We start from the raw sequence: 13,715 nt of genomic DNA on the forward strand, positions 1-13,715 counted from the left end.
GGGGGGGGGGGGGGGGGGGGGCCGGGGGGGGGGGGGGGGGGGGGGGGGGGGGGGGGGGGGGGGCCCCCCCCCCCGGGCCCCCCCCCCCCGCCGCCATCCAAAGTGTGCCCGGTTCAGGGATGGCTACGACGTCTCAGTCGGCGATGAATCGGTCGATCTTCACCTCGGTGAGTGAGTCCAGCGCATCGAGTTGGGTGGCCGCTGCGGCGATCTGGTCGTATTCCGTCCGCAGAATGCGGATGCGGTAGTACTCGATCACTCGCGCGAGGTCGTCCACGGCCAGTTCGGCTTCGTCGTTGTCGACCATGTGGACGACCGATCGCAGTGCTGTTGCGGGTGCCTCCTCTCCTGCGAGCCGCCCCGAGATGCTCTTGGCAGTGGCGCGGATGAGTTCATCAGGCGAGCGCGGTTTGTTCATCGGCTGAGACATTCTCCCTCGGAAGGTCACCCGGTCCGGTTGATGTAGGCGGTGGTCACGCCCAGCGGATTCCCGTCGGGCGCCGCGGTGGTGCGGTAGTGCGCGGTGACCGTGTACTTCTTCTTGCGGCATCCGCAGCCGGTCCAGTACGAGTACGTGATGTCCCATTCTCCGTCATAGACCCCGCCCCAGGCGTTGCGCCACTTGCCCGAGATGAGCGCCTTCTTGAGGTCGCTGAGCATGGTGGAGCTGGATCTCCACGCGGATTGCTTGCCCTTCCCGAGGTGCTTGTCCTTGATGTGCCGGAGACCGAACTTGCCGTACTTCTTGCCGCCCACGGTGACGTTGGTGGTGCTTCCCTCACAGATGGTCTTCCAGCGGCTTCCGGGAGAGCGGGACCACATGAGGATGCGTCACCTGTCGCAGGCCTTGAACGGGTTACCCCAGGCGCCGCACCGGCTGTCGAGGTCGGTTCCGTTGACCGGGTCGGCGCAGACGAAGTCATAGGCGTTGCAGTTGCCGCCGAAGACCGGGTCCAGCTGAAGGAACCGGGCAGTGTTCGGGTCGTACAGCCGCGCGCCCATCAGGATGATCCCGGTGAGCGTCTCGCCTGAGCGCTGGTTGGAGCCGAACCAGCCGTAGCGCTGGGCGGTCTTGCCTGTGCGGGAGGCGCCCGTCTCGTTGCTGTCGATGACCGTCGGCGCGACAGCCGAGTTCAGCGGCAGCTGGAGGGCGACGTCGCCGTGGATGCTGGTCAGCTGGAGGACCGTGCCGCCAGCCTTGCCCGTGGTCGCGCTGAACGCGCCCGTGGCCGAGGCGACGTGCGGGTCACGGTGCCCTGGGCGGCGTCCTCGACGATCCAGCTCGGGCTGTCCGAGTCATTGCCGTAGTGGTTGGTCTTGGCCGCCGTCTGGCTCCAGGTGCCGGCGTTGTTGGTCTCCACGGACCACGAGCGGAACCGCAGCCCGGCTTCTAGTTGTCACGTCTGGCGCTGGGAACCGGTGGTCTGCCGATGCACCAGGTCGTTGGCGTAGTACGACAGGGCCGAGCCAGGTAGCGCGGTTGTGCGGCCGAAGGCGTCGTAGGTGTAGCCCGAGGCGGCGATACGGACCGCGGTGTCGTAGGTGCGGCTCGTCACTGTGCCCGTGGCTGTTGGGCAGAGCAGCCCGGGATCGGCCGAGGTCTCGGTCGTGCCGGTCCGGTTGGAGCGACTGTCCAGGACGTATGTCCGCAGGGTGCAGACGTTGTCGCTGGTGTCCTCGACCCGGGTGAGGCGTCCGGCGTCGTCGTAGCCGAATTCCTGGTGCGACCAGCCGGAGCGGGTGGCGGCCTGGCCATGGATGGTGGAGGTGGCAGCGTCGTTGTAGACGGTCACCCCGTCGCTGTCGCGTGTGTAGGTGCGCTCGACGACGGTGCCTGCGGCGTCTTTGGACTGCTTGAGCGTGTAGCCGCCCGGGAGCTTCTCCGAGGCCACGGCGCCGTCCACGTCGTAGGTGGCGGTGAAGGCACCCGCGACCGAGTCGGTCACCCTGGTGGGCAGCTCTCGCGGCTCGGTGGAGGAGCCGTAGGTGTAGGTGACTGTGCTGGGGACGCTGTTGCCGACCGTGACAGGGCGGTTGCGCCGGTCATACGCGGTGGTGGTGGTCCCTCCGTCCGCGTCGGTGCAGGAGATCTCTGTGCCGGTGGTCGACCAGTAGGTGCTGACCTGGGTTCCGGCGTCGGTGCCCGAGGTGCCGGGTGCTCCCTGCCGGGTGACGCGGCCCTGGGCGTCGTACTCGGTGACGGTGGTGATGGCCAGCCCGCCGGGGTCCTGCACCACCTTGATGGGCAGGCCCTTGGCCCAGTCGTAGGCGACGGCGGTCAGCTGGGCGTCGGCCATGGCGGCGGGGTGCTCGCGGACCTGGGCGCCCTCCTTGGAGCTGGTGATCTGGTTGCTGATGGCCACGGCGTCCCCGGTCGTCCCTCGTCGTAGCGCTTGCTGGTCCAGCTGCGCGCGAGGACGGAAGAGCCCGCCGCGACGAGCGTGGTGCTGCCCGACGTGAGGTCTTTGGCCAGGTCGATCCGGCCGAGGGGACCGAACTTCTCCAGCTCACGTGTACCGGTCTCGTCGAACTCGGACCGCGTGGACAGCAGCTCGGCGCGCTCCGCGCTCGGCCGATCCGTCAGCCCCAGATCGGCAGCGACTTCCGGGCGGCTGTCGTCGTCCCGAGGGCGGTTTCCTCGTTCCCGGCCGACAGTTCACGGACGACGTTGCCGAACCGGTCGTGGTCGGTGTTGTCGATCCGACCGCCCGGCTCGGCGAGGTTGACTCGCTCGCCGGACACGTTCAGGTACTGCACCGTGGCCAGACGGTACGCCGACTGCTCCAGGGCCGATCCCGAGTGGGAGGCCGGCACCGTGTCGGCGGGGAAGACGGCGGTGGCGTCCGTGGGGATGTCCTGCTGCCCCCACATGCGGACCGTGTCCCGGTCCATCACGTACGGGGCCGAGGGGCCGGACAGCGGCACGCCGTAGACGACGCAGGTCGTCGCCTCGCCCTCGACGGTGCCGGCTGTGCCCTCCTTCAGCGCGGCACGGGTGGCCTTAAGGAGCATGCCCTCGCCGGCCGAAGGATCGTTGCCCGCCTGGCTGTAGGTGAACGTCCACGGCAGTTCGCCGGGCGTTGTCAGCGAGGTGACCCGACCGGCCGCGTCGTAGGTGTACGCGGTCACCAGCGCGGGGCTGATCTGCGGGTTCCAGGCCCGGCGGAGCCGGCCCTCGTCGTCGTACTCGTAGGCATGCACGGCCTTGGACGTGGCAGCCGAGGCTCCCGGCTCGGTGGACCACAGCCGGATCTCGCGGACCTGGCCGCCGACGTCGCCGAAAGCCGTGGAGGTCGCCGTCGTGGCGGAGGCGTAGACGTACTCCAGCAGGCGGCAGCCCCTCGTCGACGGGGCCGCCGCGCAGGCGGACGCGGTAGCGGCGGACGTCGGGGCGATGATCCGAGTCGGCCGGGCCGGCCCCTTGTCACAGAGCACCTCGTCAGTGATCTTTGCATTCTGCCTGTGTGACGTCGAGGGCCTCGCGGTCACCGATGCGAGGCTCACGGCGAAGGCTCAGGGTCTCCCCTGAGCGGTGGGACCGCACAGGCCGGAAGGAAGGAGTCATCCTCGGCGTCGGCTGCGGATTCTACTGATCTTTCGAAAGAGCAACGCGAAGCCGAAGCCGACGACATTGACCAGGATCAGCGCGGCGGCGATCGTCCATACCTGCTGCATGGTGCTCCTCTCGTCCTGCCTACGGGAGCCGGTGCTTCTGCTGGATCGGCATCCCGCGTGTTGGAGTGGCTGGGCGAGCGAATCGCCCGGTGTGACCGGTGAGCTTGGGCGCGGCGGTGTAGAAGACGCATGCCACAAGGAAGGCGGTTGCGGTGACGCCCCATTGGCTGGTAGTCACGGTCTCTTCCATGATCACGGCCCACCAGTAGTAGGCGGGTTCGGAGGGGGGATATCCGAAGAGCATGCAGATCAAGGTCAGGGAGACCGGGGGCAGCCAGGCGAGGGTGGGGCCGAGGAGTCTGGCGGCGGTGATGGCGAGTGCTGTGTGCAGCAGTACGTTGCGCACAGCGGGCTGCCAGGGGAGGTCTGGGCCGGCCATCTGTGCGACGCTCACCGACAGGCAGGCGAGGCCGGTGAGCGTGAGGAGCCAGGCGATTCGGGCGGGTGTGAGGCGTGCGGGCTCGGGGAGCGGGACGCGGGCGGTGTTGTGGGAGCCGATACCGGCGGCGATTCCGGCAAGGACCGGAATGAGCAGGAGAAGGGAGACGGGGGTTTCGAAGAGAAGGAATCCGACGCTGTCGATCATGGCGTGGGCGCACAGCAGGGAGAGCGCCGCGGTGACCGCGAGGAGGGTCAGGGCGGGACGCATGGCATGGACACCTGCCCAGGCCCGTAGTGTGCGGGCCGCGCTGGTCATGCGCTCTCCAGGCTGCATGACCGGTGGCTGTTCATGATCTTCTGGACGTTCTGGGGTGAGAGGATCTTGGGAGGTGTGGGGAATTCGTTGGGGTTGACCTTGATGCCGGCTGTGTGCAGCAGCGTGGCGTAGAGGGAGAACTCCTCCTGCCAGTACGCGGGGCCCGGGCCCGGCTCTTCGTACATGAGGTCGCAGTGCAGGGGCCGGACGAGGGCGGAGGCCACGTCCTCGATCCGAATCTGGCCGGTGGGGTAGGCGTCGGCGGGGATCTCCATCCCGGCGACGGTGGGGTCGCTGATGCGATAGGTGCGGCTCAGTTCGTCGAGGCGCTCCGGCACGACAGACGTGTACCCGGCCGCGCTCGCGGCCTCGGTGAGGGTTTGCATGTGTTGAACGACCTGGTTCTTGAACCGCTGGTGCTCGGGGTACAGGCAGATCTTGGGTGCGGTGCCCGAGCAGTCGGTCGGGGCTGCCGTGGCAGGGGTGAGGCGGTCTGCGGGCAGCACGTAGGGTCCGGCGGCGACCAGCACGACGGTCAGGGCGGCGCACACGGCGCCGGCGGTCGTGGGCAGACGAAGTCCGGAGCGCTGGCGCAGTGGCAGCCAGAGCAGCAGCACGCTGGTGATGGCGAAGAGTGCGAGCTGGGCGGCGAGGTATCCGGGGGTGTAGTCGTACCCGAGTCGGGAGACGGTGGCGCCGCCCAGGGCGAGGAGATTGAAGCCAGTGCTGCCGCCTTCGCCAAGCAGGTAGATCAGTGTGAAGGCTCCGACGGCGGCCACAGCACCGGCGACCAGCGGGCTGGCGAAGCGGCCGACGGCAGATCCGAGGGCGGCGTACCAGCAGATCGCCGCGCACTGTATGAGGGCAGCCGAAGTGATACCGGGCCACGGGACAGATCCGTGTACGCCACTGGTGATGAGGCCGGTTGCGACGGTCAGCAGGTGCACCGCGAGGACGGGGCTGGCTGACCATGCTGCAGCACGCAGGTACGGCCGGTGAGGCTGCTTGGTCGCCAGGACGAGGTGAATGTTTCCGGGCCTGGACAGCCGAGCGGCGTCGACCGCCGTGGCACCGGCGAGCAGCGGACCGAGGATGAACAGGACGATGGCGAACCAGTCCACGGTCCACAGTGCTTCGCCTCGCCAGGGCATGCCCCTCTGGGCGAAGTTCACTGTTTCCAGCACCACGGCCGGCAGTACGAGCCAAGGGCCGACGAGCGTCTTGAAGGCGTACCGAGGTGAGTGCATCACTCCGCATCCCCCATCAGTGTCGCGATCGCCCGTTCCAGTTCCGTGTCGCCCGGGGCGTCGGCTGTCGCCTTGTCTTCCAGAGCCGGTACGTCGCCGTCGAAGATCACCTGTCCTGCGTTGAGGACGATGACGCGGTTGGCGAGGCTGCGGACGTCCTCCACGAGGTGGGTGGAGACGAGAACGATCCGGCCGTCGGAAACCGATGAGATCGTCTCGCGCAGGGCGATGCGTTGGCGCGGGTCGAGCCCGACCGTGGGTTCGTCCAGCAGGAGCAGGGACGGATCATGGATCAGCGACTGGGCGATGCCGAGCCGTCTCAGCATGCCCCCCGACAGCGTCCGGATCTTGCTGCGCCTCCGTACGGTCAGGTTGACGCGTACCAGGGCGTCGGCCACCGCCTCGGGGCGCTGCTTGGGAGGGATCTTGTGAACCCAGGCGACGTAGTGCAGGAACTCCTCACAGGTGGCGCTGCGGGGCAGGTCCGGCTCCTGCGGCAGGTACCCGAGCCGACGGTCCTTGGCGGATTCGAGGGTGATGGTTCCGGTAGTCGGCTTCTCAATGCCCGCCGCGAGGCGGAAGAAGGTCGACTTCCCCGCCCCGTTGGGACCGACCAGGCACGTCACTCCCTCGCTCAGAGCGAACGACAGAGGTCCCAGTTGGAAGCTGCCCCCGTGATCCTTGACCAGTTCCTCGCAGCTGAGGCGATGTTCACTCACCGGTGCCGATCTCTCTTCTCGTGTTCCGACCTGGGTGGTGTGAAGCGCTGGGCGCAGTTGCGGCCACGCGTCAATTCGAGCCGCGTGGCCACAACGTTCGGGCTCAGAACCATGATGCCGGGGGCGGGTTACCGCCCCGGGCGGGTCAGTACTTGTCGCCGCCGTCGGTGTAGGACCAGCCAGTCGCCGGGTCAGAACGCCACGGGATGTCGAGCTGGGCACGGACTTTGCCGCGGGCGTAGTCGGCAGACCCCGACACACCGGTCGAGGCACTCTTGTACGTGTACGACCGGCTGCTGTGGTGGTCCGTCTCGTCGCTGTCGTGGTCCCAGTACCTCTGGGTGCAGGACATGTACTTGGACGCCTGGACGCAGTACCCGGCGTTCACCTGCGTCTCCAGCTCGACGTACACCTTGTGGTCATCGGCGTTCGACAGCTTGCTGTAGGTGCTCGCGAGAGAGCGGGTGCCGTTTGAGCTGTTGTACACCTTCCAGGTTCCGTAGGCGTAGCCAGTGCTGCCGTAGCCGGTCACCTTCAGCGGGTTCGAGCTGGCGTTCCACGTGCGAACAGCATTGAGCGCCTGCGCCGTGGTCGGCACCGCCCCCACCGCGATCACGGCTATCACGCTCGCGCCGACAGCGCGTCTGAGTATGGTGGAGTGCTTCGTTTGAGGCATGTTCCCCCCAAAAGGATTGGTCATTCCCGTTTGCGATCAACGGAGGAAGTCGAACGTTTCATCGACCGCGCTGACGTGATGAAACTACACAACGCGCTCTACGGAAAACACAGTCACACCTGGTATCTGAGGTAGATCTGAGCCTCCGCCGCCACCCAAGGAACCCACGAATCAGCCTGTAGGGGGGCGGGGGCTGAGGCAGCCCTGCCGACGCCAGGTTTCGTAGCACGAGCCGTGACCAGACTTCGCCCGAAGGACGGTGACGGTCCGACATCCGGACGGCCGTGCTGGTGAAGCGTCAGTGTCAGTGGGCTCTGCCAGGGTGTGCGTCGTCGATGAACTGGTGGAGGGGTGGGAGGCGTTGCGGGTGAAGCGCCGCAGGATCGCCTCGGTGGACGCCGTACGGGTCCGGATCGCCATGGCGTACTTGATCATCTGGTCGTACTGCTGGGCGATCAGTTCCCAGCGGATCGGGCGGGTCAGCGCCGGGGTCAGCTGCGGGTAGGCGTCCGGCTCGCCGGCCACCGGCCGGTACAGCTTCACCTTGTTGATCCGCTTAATCCTCGGCAACAGGTCGAAGTTCAGCAGCCTCGTGATGCCGAACCCGATTTCCAACTGGCCATGCGAGTCCGTGTAGTTGGCCTCGACGTCCATGGTGGTGCCGTGCCGCATGGCGCCCTCGATCATCGCGGCGACCTCGGAGGCGGTGCAGTTGATCAGCTGGGAGTGGATGGCCAGGGACTTCTTCTCCACGTGCCAGTAGATGAGCACCCCACGGCCGCCGTAGCGCGAGTGCCACTCGGTGAACAGGTTCTGGTCGTAGGCGCGGACATGGGTGGAGTCGGAGGCGACCGCGGTCGAGCCCTGGCCCCACACCTCGGTGCTGCGGGCGGCGAAGGTGGCGTTCGCGATCTGGACGGCGATGGCGCGGGCGGCCTCGGTGGACAGGTACCGGCGCCGTACGTAGCGCAGCTCGTCCTCGGTGTGGTCGTGGACGCCGGACGCCACGGCCTTGATCCCGGTGTTCGTGCCGTACGCGTAGATGACCAGCAGCAGGCGTTCGGCAAGCATCTCCGGCGAGAGGCTGCCGCCGCCGGAGACGGAGGTGACCGCGTCCAGGCAGCCGGTCCCCAGCACCGCTTCCTTCAGCATGTCGACGAGCGGCACGATGCCCCATCGGCGCTGTACCTCGCCCTTGATTCTGCGCAGGTTGCGCGGCTCGGGCTGGGCCTCGGCCGCCGTGAGCCGGATGGCGCCGGACTTCCGCTCGGCGATGTCCAGCCAGGACAGCTTAGGCATCCGGTCGTTGAGCAGGGTCAGCTCGGCCGTCATCTGCTCGCGCAACTCGTCGACGAACACCGCGGCGTCCAGCGGCTTGCGCAGCTCCCTGTAGTTCTCTACCCGCCGGGCCTCGAAGTCCTGCGGCAGGTCCTCATCGGGGTTGCGCCACTTGTCGGCGCCGACCACCCAGATCTCCTTGCACTTGAGCTGATCGCGCAGGGCATGGAAGGCGACAACCTCGTAGACCATGCGCACCACCCGGCGCCGGCCGCGCTTGTCGGCGGCACGGTGCACGACTTCCGCCCAGTCCCCACCCATCGCCTTGTGGACCGGCACCGTCTCGCCCAGCGGGTAGTACGTCGTGTTTCCCACGTTCGCCTACCGCGCCACCAGCGCCAGAGCCTCGATCACCGGCCGGTGCGTGTGGTTGGAGGAACGGAACTCCAGCACATCGAGCAGCTTGATCAGCCCGCGCCGCTAGTGGTTGGTGTAGGACGCCTTCAACGTCGTCTGCACCGTGCGCCGGTAGACCGGGCCGCGGGTCTTGAACTCATGCATCAGCTCCCGCAGCGTCGCCTCACCCCCGGACACTGCCGGGAACACGACCTGGCGGACCGTCCCCTCGGGGGCGCCCAGCGACGCCTCGGCCAGCTTGAAGAGGATGTTCTCCTGGTCGCCCTCGTCCGCAACGACATCAACGACCAGCTGTGGGTCCGCAAGGAGTGGACCCCCTACTGGAAGAACTGGGGCGGCGATCCGCCGGAGGAGCTGCCGGCGCTGCCCGCGGGGATCACCACCAACCACATCGCCAGGATCACCCGCAGCACTACGGCGGCCGCCAAGCTCCTCGAGTTCCGCGGCGGCGCGCTCGCGGCCGAGACGGAGATCCACCACTGGCTGTACCCGCCCCGGCGTCACTACTTTGACGGCTCGAGCATCTGGCCCGACGACTTGAAGGTCCTGCACGTCACCGACGCCGGCCGCGCGCACTACGCCGCCAACCTGGAGGCATACCGGGCCGCGTACGACGACGTGGAGGCCCCGGACGTTCCCGAGGCGTGGATGGCCACCCCGGCCGCCGAGGCCGCGCCCTCCGACGCTGAGCGCCGACGGCTGCTACGCGGGGCCGGGTGGGGTGACGGAGCCGGTCTCCGGGGCCCGCCCGGCAGAGCCGACGCGCTCCGCCTTCCACGCGGCGTACATCGCCGGATCGCCCGTCCAGAAGTGGCAGCGCCCGCAGTGCACACAGTTGGCCCGTCTGGCCAACCGTGTGCTCAGGTCCGGCGGCGCTGGCGAGCGGTCAGCCGCCGTGGAGTCCCCACTCGTCGAGGCCGCCGTAGACGTGAGCTTCGAGGTATTGAGGCGCGTCAAGACCGACGGCCTCGCCTCGGTAGATGGCGATGAGCGAGTCCTTGCCTCGCCACCAGGTGTCGGTCAGGCCCTGCACTTCAGGTACCGGTTCGTAACCGTCGAGGTTCAGGGATTCGACGGCCTTGCCGGCGATCCTCGTGAGGGTCTTGGCCCAGCGTCTCGCGTGGGCGGCGAGCGCCAAGGCCTCGACCCATCCGTCTGTGGTGGCATGCTGGGGTGTCCAGTGGTGGGCGTCGATCCCGAACGCGCCGGCGGGGCCGATCTTGAATCCGTAGGCCACGGACACCCGCCCGCTCCCGGCCGAGAACGACCAGCCCTGTGCGGCCGAGCCCTCAGGGCAGTCGGCGTCCAGAATGCGCGGGCCGCCCTCGTAGAACGGGGCCGGCGGCAGGGCGAGGCCGCCCCAGCGGTCCTGGAAGGCCGCGGCCCGGTCGATCTCCGCAGCGGGGATCCCGTGCCCGATCCACGCCTAGCGGTGCCGGTGGATGCCCGGCCGAGGGACACGAATGCCGTCCACCTCGATGAACCTCTGGGCCCTGCCACTCAGGCCAGCGGGCGCGACCGGGATCGGCGACGCGGAGGAGTCGGCCATTACTGCTGCTCACTGCGGCTGGAGTGGAGTACGGCCGCCGCGATCTCCCGCACGCGGTCGAGAGTGATCCCCGTGCGCTGTTCGACAGCTAGGGGGTGGTCGGTGGGCTCGAGCTCGATGAAGGGGCGCTCACCGACCGGGCGGGTATGGACGTGAGTCTTCAGGTTGAGGGTCGTGGTCGAGTAGGCCGTCAGGTCGGTGGTGAGCCAGCCGAAGTACGGCTTCTCGGCCTCGCGGCCGGGCCTGTCCCAAAGATCTGCAGCCCGGGAGAAGTTCTCGCGCCTGAGTGAGACCCAGACGCCCCAGGAGAAGACGTCGTCGCTGCCGATGACCGGTATCTCGATCAGGCCCTTGACGAAGTAGTGCTGTGCGCGGATTACGCACTGGTCCGACGAGAGCAAGCAGTTCTCGGCGCCGGCGAAGGCGGGATCCCAGGCGGCCGGGGCCTCGGCCGTGTAGTTCATCGGCAACTCAGGGTGGTGGGCCCCGCAGCATGTGCAGGTGAATCCGAGATCACTGGTCATGACGTGGAGTCTAGTGATCGGCTTCGACGCCACTGCTCAGCCCCCACCGCTGGCCCGCCGTGCTGCGCACCGCCTCGACCTCAGGTGGGTCAACTAGTGATCGCGGGTAACAGCCGCGAGGTGGAAGCGATGACGGTGGCAATGATCCCGGATCAGCCCGGCCGTGAGGCCGCCTTCGAGCCCTTGCTCGACGAACTCCTTGCTATCTTCTGCCCTGGGTGGGAGATGCCGCAGATCATGATCTGCGAGCATCAGCACCACCGTTGCGAGGTCAAGCGCTATCGACTCGGCGAGGCCGCTGAGGCTGACCGCGATCTGACCAGGCGACACGCTGACCTCCTGACTCGCGCGGCGACACATGACCAGTGCCCCAGCGGCATCCGGCAGTTGATCCTGCCGCTGGTCAACACGCTCGGCTATCGCTCCGTGCAATCGACGATTGTCGACTACGTGCTGACCGGCACCAACGCTGAAATGGTCGGGGCCACCATGGCCTGGTATGCCGCGCAGTCGCCACTCAAGTACGGATCCAGCGAGGACTTCAAGAACAGGATCCCGACCAAGGAGAGCAAGGCCGAGCGGGACTCACTCGCCGACCTGCGAGACGCCTACCGCGCTGCATGCCTTGAATCGTTCTTGGCCTGCGAGGATCCCGGCACTCGGCACGACCTCGCCCTCTGGATCGACCCAGACCCCGCTTCCTACCCCGAACGCCTTCGGTCTGCTCAGCAGCATGCTTGGAAGATCATCACCGGAGCTCCAGCCCACTATCGGCTGATACTTCAGCGCAGTGGCTTCGACGCACCGCCTCAGGCGTAGTTCAAAGAAGCCTGCCTGACCTGCCCGGTCTTCCTCACCGGGCCCGAGTTCCTGCCGGAGCTCGTGAACAGCGCACCCGCACCCTGACGTTGATCGACAACGCCACGAGCTGCGGGCACACCCGCGTCGCCGAGATGAACCAGCAGGTCTCTGACAACCTCGACCGTATGATCGACGAGTTGGAGAACGGCCAGGACGAGGGCGAGGAGACCGCCAATGCCGGCTGACAACTCCCACCTCATCGTCGCCGCAGCCCGCCGCCGGTCCACGGCGACCCGCCGGCGGGCGGTCGCCGCCCTGCGACGGATGGACGCCACCGGCACCGCGATCACCTTCGAGACCCTCGCCCGCGAAGCGGGCGTCTCCCGGTCCTGGCTCTACACCCAGCCGGACCTGAAAACCGAGATTGAGCGGCTTCGCGCCCGTCGCCGGTCGGTCCCCGCGGCCCGGCCGGTTCCCGACCGGCAACGAGCCTCCGACGCCTCCCTGCTACGACGCCAGGAGGCCGCCACCGAGCGCAACCGACAACTCGAATCCGAGAACCGGGAGTTGCGCGAGGCCCTCGCCCTCGCGCTCGGGGAACGACGCACGGCCGACCTGCCAGGCCGCCGCGGCGACACGCCAAGAAGGAAATCTCCCAACGTCATCGGCCCCTGCTGATGAGACCGTCGAGGACACTATCCACCACACAACACACCAGGTCAGGAACCTACAAGATCGGCGGGCTCAAGATAAGGGCCGCAAGCGGGGCCTGGCCGTGAACGTGCTCGGCCTGGTCATCGCCGTCACGATCCTCGCCGCGAGCGCGCACGACAACGCCGCGGGCATCGCCCTGCTCGACCAGGTCGCCCAGAACGCCGGCGGAACCGTCCGCAAGGCCCTGGTCGACCAGGGCTTCAAGAACCAGGTCGCCGCCCACGGCACCCGCCTCGGCATCGACGTCGAGACCGTCGAACGCAACCCGCAGGAGACGGGGTTCGTCCCGCAGCCGAAGAGGTGGGTGGTCGAGCAGACCTTCGGGATCCTGATACTGCACCGGCGTCTGGTCGGTGACTACGAGCACCGCCCGTCCTCGTCCGCCTCCCGTGTCTACTGGGCGATGACCCACGTCATGGTCCGCCAGCTCACCGGCGCGAACACTCCCACCTGGCGCGACCCGCAGGCGGTGGCCGGATGAACATCCAGCCCCTGCTTGATGCGCTCGGCCTCCACGAGGACGCCGCCCGGGTCCGCGCGCGGCAAGGTCATCTGGGCCGAGCAGTGCTTCGCGACGAGACACTCGCATCCGGCGCCGACGAGGACGAACTGCTCGCGCGGTGGGACGAGAGCGACCAGTGAGACGGTGCGGCGGTGGGCCGGTCCCTCACGCGCCGGGGCGACCGCCCAGAGCACAGTGCCTGCCCCCTTCCAGCAGTTGCTCCACCTCGCGTTGGGCGGCGTCCACGATCAGGCGAACGCACCGTGCCGCGTCCGCCTGGCGTCCCTCGGCGATGGCCATGGCCACTTCCACATGACGCTGTACGGCGTCCGCGTCCACATGATCGGGCATCAGGGGCAGGTCGCGGCGGGCGACGAGCAGCTCTTCGGTGACCTCGGAGAGCTGGGCGAACATGCCGTTGCCGGACGCGCTCAGCAGACCTCGGTGAAAGGCCAGGTCGGCCGCGATGAAGCCCTGGATGTCGTCCTCGGCGACGCCCGCCATCGCCTGGGCGAGTTCGACGAGTGAGGCCCGGGTCTCGGGGGAGGCACCGGCTGCGGCGAGGGCCGCGGCCGACGGTTCCACGGCGGCGCGCAGCTCGGCGAGTTCGCGCAGCTGGGCGCTCCGGGAGGGGGAAGCGAGCCGCCACCGGATGACCTGGGGGTCGTACAGGTTCCACTCGTCCATCGGGCGCACGGTGATTCCCACCCGGGGCCGGCTGGTGACGACCCGCTTCGACTCCAGGACGCGGACCGCCTCGCGTGCCACGGTCCGGGAGACCCCGTACCGGTCCTGGAGGTCCTCCAGGCGCAGCACCTCGCCCGCGCGGATCTCCTCCGCGGCCAAGGATTTCCCGATCCGGCTCAGTACCTGCCCGTGTAGTCCGTGTAGTTCCACGCCGCTCCCTGTCGTTCGC

19 protein-coding genes and 1 pseudogene are annotated in these 13,715 nt (G+C 68.2%); 5 read left to right on the forward strand and 15 right to left on the reverse strand.

Features of this window, described 5'->3' with window-relative positions:
• Nucleotides 1-133: 133 nt before the first annotated feature.
• From ACIQNG_RS37715 to ACIQNG_RS37780, 14 genes and pseudogenes are all read right to left on the reverse strand, one after another.
• Nucleotides 134-418 (reverse strand): hypothetical protein, encoded by a 285-nt coding sequence (locus ACIQNG_RS37715; protein ID WP_401491570.1) that lies wholly within the window; start codon nt 416-418, stop codon nt 134-136.
• Between the two features lie 26 nt (nt 419-444).
• Nucleotides 445-822, reverse strand: a complete 378-nt coding sequence (locus tag ACIQNG_RS37720) for a hypothetical protein (RefSeq protein ID WP_401491572.1) — start codon at nt 820-822, stop codon at nt 445-447.
• Nucleotides 823-831: 9 nt separating this feature from the next.
• The gene (locus ACIQNG_RS37725) at nt 832-1,176 is read right to left on the reverse strand and encodes an RHS repeat-associated core domain-containing protein (protein WP_401491625.1); all 345 of its coding nucleotides are present in this window, start codon (nt 1,174-1,176) and stop codon (nt 832-834) included.
• Nucleotides 1,173-1,361 carry a hypothetical protein gene (locus ACIQNG_RS37730; RefSeq protein ID WP_401491574.1) on the reverse strand — a complete coding sequence of 63 codons (189 nt, stop codon included), beginning with the start codon at nt 1,359-1,361 and terminating at the stop codon, nt 1,173-1,175. Before ACIQNG_RS37730 ends, ACIQNG_RS37725 begins: the two co-directional genes overlap by 4 nt.
• 36 nt (nt 1,362-1,397) lie before the next feature.
• Entirely contained in the window at nt 1,398-2,363 is a 966-nt protein-coding gene (locus ACIQNG_RS37735) for a hypothetical protein (protein ID WP_401491576.1), read from the reverse strand.
• A 217-nt stretch (nt 2,364-2,580) separates the two neighbouring features.
• Nucleotides 2,581-3,435, reverse strand: coding sequence for an RHS repeat domain-containing protein (locus ACIQNG_RS37740; RefSeq protein WP_401491578.1), 855 nt, complete (start codon nt 3,433-3,435; stop codon nt 2,581-2,583).
• Between the two features lie 259 nt (nt 3,436-3,694).
• Nucleotides 3,695-4,324, reverse strand: a complete 630-nt coding sequence (locus ACIQNG_RS37745) for a hypothetical protein (RefSeq protein ID WP_401491580.1) — start codon at nt 4,322-4,324, stop codon at nt 3,695-3,697.
• Nucleotides 4,325-4,368: 44 nt separating this feature from the next.
• Nucleotides 4,369-5,619 (reverse strand): hypothetical protein, encoded by a 1,251-nt coding sequence (locus tag ACIQNG_RS37750; RefSeq protein ID WP_401441461.1) that lies wholly within the window; start codon nt 5,617-5,619, stop codon nt 4,369-4,371.
• Nucleotides 5,619-6,338, reverse strand: a complete 720-nt coding sequence (locus ACIQNG_RS37755; RefSeq protein WP_401441462.1) for an ATP-binding cassette domain-containing protein — start codon at nt 6,336-6,338, stop codon at nt 5,619-5,621. The genes ACIQNG_RS37750 and ACIQNG_RS37755 overlap by 1 nt, the downstream gene beginning before the upstream one ends.
• Nucleotides 6,339-6,483: 145 nt before the next feature.
• On the reverse strand, nt 6,484-6,954 hold the full coding sequence (locus ACIQNG_RS37760) for a hypothetical protein (protein ID WP_401491583.1): 471 nt from the start codon (nt 6,952-6,954) through the stop codon (nt 6,484-6,486).
• A gap of 231 nt (nt 6,955-7,185) precedes the next feature.
• Nucleotides 7,186-8,667 (reverse strand): Tn3 family transposase, encoded by a 1,482-nt coding sequence (locus tag ACIQNG_RS37765; protein WP_401491584.1) that lies wholly within the window; start codon nt 8,665-8,667, stop codon nt 7,186-7,188.
• A gap of 105 nt (nt 8,668-8,772) precedes the next feature.
• The gene (locus ACIQNG_RS37770) at nt 8,773-9,189 is read right to left on the reverse strand and encodes a hypothetical protein (RefSeq protein ID WP_401491586.1); all 417 of its coding nucleotides are present in this window, start codon (nt 9,187-9,189) and stop codon (nt 8,773-8,775) included.
• Between the two features lie 406 nt (nt 9,190-9,595).
• A pseudogene (locus ACIQNG_RS37775) lies at nt 9,596-10,258 on the reverse strand (hypothetical protein).
• The gene (locus ACIQNG_RS37780) at nt 10,258-10,722 is read right to left on the reverse strand and encodes a DUF2199 domain-containing protein (protein ID WP_401491627.1); all 465 of its coding nucleotides are present in this window, start codon (nt 10,720-10,722) and stop codon (nt 10,258-10,260) included. The pseudogene ACIQNG_RS37775 and the gene ACIQNG_RS37780 overlap by 1 nt, the downstream one beginning before the upstream one ends.
• A 156-nt stretch (nt 10,723-10,878) precedes the next feature.
• Here ACIQNG_RS37780 and ACIQNG_RS37785 point away from each other — a divergent pair, with 156 nt between their 5' ends.
• The 5 genes from ACIQNG_RS37785 to ACIQNG_RS37805 all read left to right on the forward strand — a co-directional run bounded on the left by ACIQNG_RS37785 (nt 10,879) and on the right by ACIQNG_RS37805 (nt 12,939).
• Nucleotides 10,879-11,601: a hypothetical protein gene (locus tag ACIQNG_RS37785; RefSeq protein ID WP_401491588.1), complete on the forward strand. Its 723-nt coding sequence runs from the start codon at nt 10,879-10,881 to the stop codon at nt 11,599-11,601.
• Between the two features lie 89 nt (nt 11,602-11,690).
• Nucleotides 11,691-11,828, forward strand: a complete 138-nt coding sequence (locus ACIQNG_RS37790) for a hypothetical protein (RefSeq protein WP_401491589.1) — start codon at nt 11,691-11,693, stop codon at nt 11,826-11,828.
• Nucleotides 11,818-12,261 carry a DUF6262 family protein gene (locus ACIQNG_RS37795; RefSeq protein ID WP_401491591.1) on the forward strand — a complete coding sequence of 148 codons (444 nt, stop codon included), beginning with the start codon at nt 11,818-11,820 and terminating at the stop codon, nt 12,259-12,261. The genes ACIQNG_RS37790 and ACIQNG_RS37795 overlap by 11 nt, the downstream gene beginning before the upstream one ends.
• A 19-nt stretch (nt 12,262-12,280) precedes the next feature.
• Nucleotides 12,281-12,778 carry a transposase gene (locus ACIQNG_RS37800; protein WP_401491629.1) on the forward strand — a complete coding sequence of 166 codons (498 nt, stop codon included), beginning with the start codon at nt 12,281-12,283 and terminating at the stop codon, nt 12,776-12,778.
• The gene (locus ACIQNG_RS37805; protein ID WP_401491593.1) at nt 12,775-12,939 is read left to right on the forward strand and encodes a hypothetical protein; all 165 of its coding nucleotides are present in this window, start codon (nt 12,775-12,777) and stop codon (nt 12,937-12,939) included. The genes ACIQNG_RS37800 and ACIQNG_RS37805 overlap by 4 nt, the downstream gene beginning before the upstream one ends.
• 25 nt (nt 12,940-12,964) lie before the next feature.
• Here ACIQNG_RS37805 and ACIQNG_RS37810 read toward each other — a convergent pair whose 3' ends face one another.
• Nucleotides 12,965-13,696: a FadR/GntR family transcriptional regulator gene (locus ACIQNG_RS37810; RefSeq protein WP_401491594.1), complete on the reverse strand. Its 732-nt coding sequence runs from the start codon at nt 13,694-13,696 to the stop codon at nt 12,965-12,967.
• Nucleotides 13,697-13,715: the final 19 nt, after the last annotated feature.

This window comes from Streptomyces sp. NPDC091377 (genome assembly GCF_044757045.1).
Lineage (GTDB): Bacteria > Actinomycetota > Actinomycetes > Streptomycetales > Streptomycetaceae > Streptomyces.

Coding starts and splice junctions, on each gene's coding strand:
- ACIQNG_RS37715 (WP_401491570.1), bottom strand. CDS start 418: ATGAACAAACCGCGCTCGCCTGATGAACTCATCCGCGCCACTGCCAAG.
- ACIQNG_RS37720 (WP_401491572.1), bottom strand. CDS start 822: ATGTGGTCCCGCTCTCCCGGAAGCCGCTGGAAGACCATCTGTGAGGGA.
- ACIQNG_RS37745 (WP_401491580.1), bottom strand. CDS start 4,324: ATGCGTCCCGCCCTGACCCTCCTCGCGGTCACCGCGGCGCTCTCCCTG.
- ACIQNG_RS37750 (WP_401441461.1), bottom strand. CDS start 5,619: ATGCACTCACCTCGGTACGCCTTCAAGACGCTCGTCGGCCCTTGGCTC.
- ACIQNG_RS37780 (WP_401491627.1), bottom strand. CDS start 10,722: ATGAACTACACGGCCGAGGCCCCGGCCGCCTGGGATCCCGCCTTCGCC.
- ACIQNG_RS37795 (WP_401491591.1), top strand. CDS start 11,818: ATGCCGGCTGACAACTCCCACCTCATCGTCGCCGCAGCCCGCCGCCGG.
- ACIQNG_RS37805 (WP_401491593.1), top strand. CDS start 12,775: ATGAACATCCAGCCCCTGCTTGATGCGCTCGGCCTCCACGAGGACGCC.